The 1,659-nt window shown below is 75.9% G+C and carries 1 pseudogene; it reads right to left on the bottom strand.

The features are described 5' to 3' along the window. Positions 1-1,659, bottom strand: a pseudogene (locus FV230_RS30140) (hypothetical protein); the annotation flags it as partial.

Genomic DNA, 1,659 nt, shown 5'->3' on the forward strand with positions numbered 1-1,659 from the left:
CCCCGAGAGCCCGGCGCGGCGGGCGACCGCGTTGGCGCCGAGCGCGACGCCGCCGGCCGCGCTCGCCACCGAGACCGGGCCGATGGCGACGCTGTCGGCGCCGGTGGCCTGGGCCGCGGCACCGGTGCTGCGCACCGCCACGTAGCGGCTGCCGACGGTGTTGAGGTTGGTCACCGCGGCGTCGAGGCTGCCGAGCGCCGAGCCGACGTCGCCGAAGCGCGAGCCCTGGATCGCGTAGCTCGGTGCGGTCACCGACCCGTCGGCGGCCACGCCCGCGCCGCCGCCGAGGCTCTTGGCCAGCGAGGCGGAGAGCCCGTAGACCTGCCCGCCGTCGACCGCCTCGGTCGAGCCCGCGGCGATCCGGCCGCCGGCGATTCCGGTGAGCGTGCGCGCCGTGCCGTTGCGGTCGGCGAAGCTCACCGTGGTGCCGTCGGTATTGGCGCCGACGGTCAGCCCGCGCGTCGCCTGATCCTGCTGGACCAGGCCGACGGTGCCGTTGGCGACCCCCGCCGACAGGCCCGCGACCGCCTGGTTCGTCGCGTAGAGCTGGCTGCCGTTGACCGCCTCGTTGGAGGCCGCCGACAGCGTCCCCGCCGCGACGCCGGCGACGGTGCGGCCGGTGCCGCCGGCATTGGCGAGGTTCAGCACCGTGCCGTCGGTCGCGGCGCCGATGCTCAGCTCGCGGCTGGCCTGGTCCTGCCGCAGCAGGCCGATCGTGCCCTGCACGATGCCGCTCTGGAGGCTCGCGAGGTTGCCGTTCGTGGCGGCGAGCCCGCTGGCATTCGCCGCCACCGCCTGGTTGGTGTCGTAGAGCTGCCCCCCGGTCACCGCATCGGCCGAGCCGGCGGCGATGGTGCCGTCGCTGAGGCCGGTGAGCAGGCGGGTGCCGCCCGAGGCGTTGCGCAGGGTCAGGCGGGTGCCGTCCGTACCCGCGCCGACGGCGATGTCGCGGGTGGTCGGGTCCTGCTGCACCAGGCCGATCGTGCCGGCTCCGATCGCCGATTGCAGGGTGCTGGTCTGGGCGCCATTGGCCGCCACCGCCTGGTTGGTGTCGTAGAGCTGGCTGCCGTTGACCGCCTCGTCCGAACCGGCGGCGACCGCGCCGGCGGAGACGCCGCGCAGGACGCGGCCGTTGCCGGCGCTGTTGCGGAAGTCGACGAGCGCCCCGTCCGTCGCCGCGGCGACCAGGATCGCGCGGCTCGTCGGGTCCTGCTGCACCAGGCCGATCGTGCCGTCGGTGATGCCCTGGCGCAGGGTGCCGATCGCGCCCGCGTTGGTGGCGATGTCGCTGGTGTTGGTCGCGACCCGGAGGTTCGTCGCGTAGAGCTGGTCGCCGTTGACCGCATCGGTCGAGCCCGCGGCGAGGCGGCCGGCCGAGACGCCGCGTAGCGCGACCGCGTTGCCGCCGTTGCCCCGGGCGAGGTCGACCACGCCCGTCGGGTTGTTCGCGCCGTCCGGCACGTACTGCACCGCGAGGCGGTTGGTCGCCGCGAGCGCCGAGCCGACGTCGCCGTAGGTCTGGCCGCCGACGGCGTAGGCCGGGGCGGTGAACGCGCCGGTCACCGGGTTGAACGCGGCGCCCGCCCCGAAGATCTGCATCACGGCGTTGCCCCCGAGGCGAAGCTGGCCGACCGTCGCCGCGTCGCCGTCGGCGCTGCC

This window comes from Methylobacterium sp. WL6, from assembly GCF_008040095.1.
Lineage (GTDB): Bacteria > Pseudomonadota > Alphaproteobacteria > Rhizobiales > Beijerinckiaceae > Methylobacterium.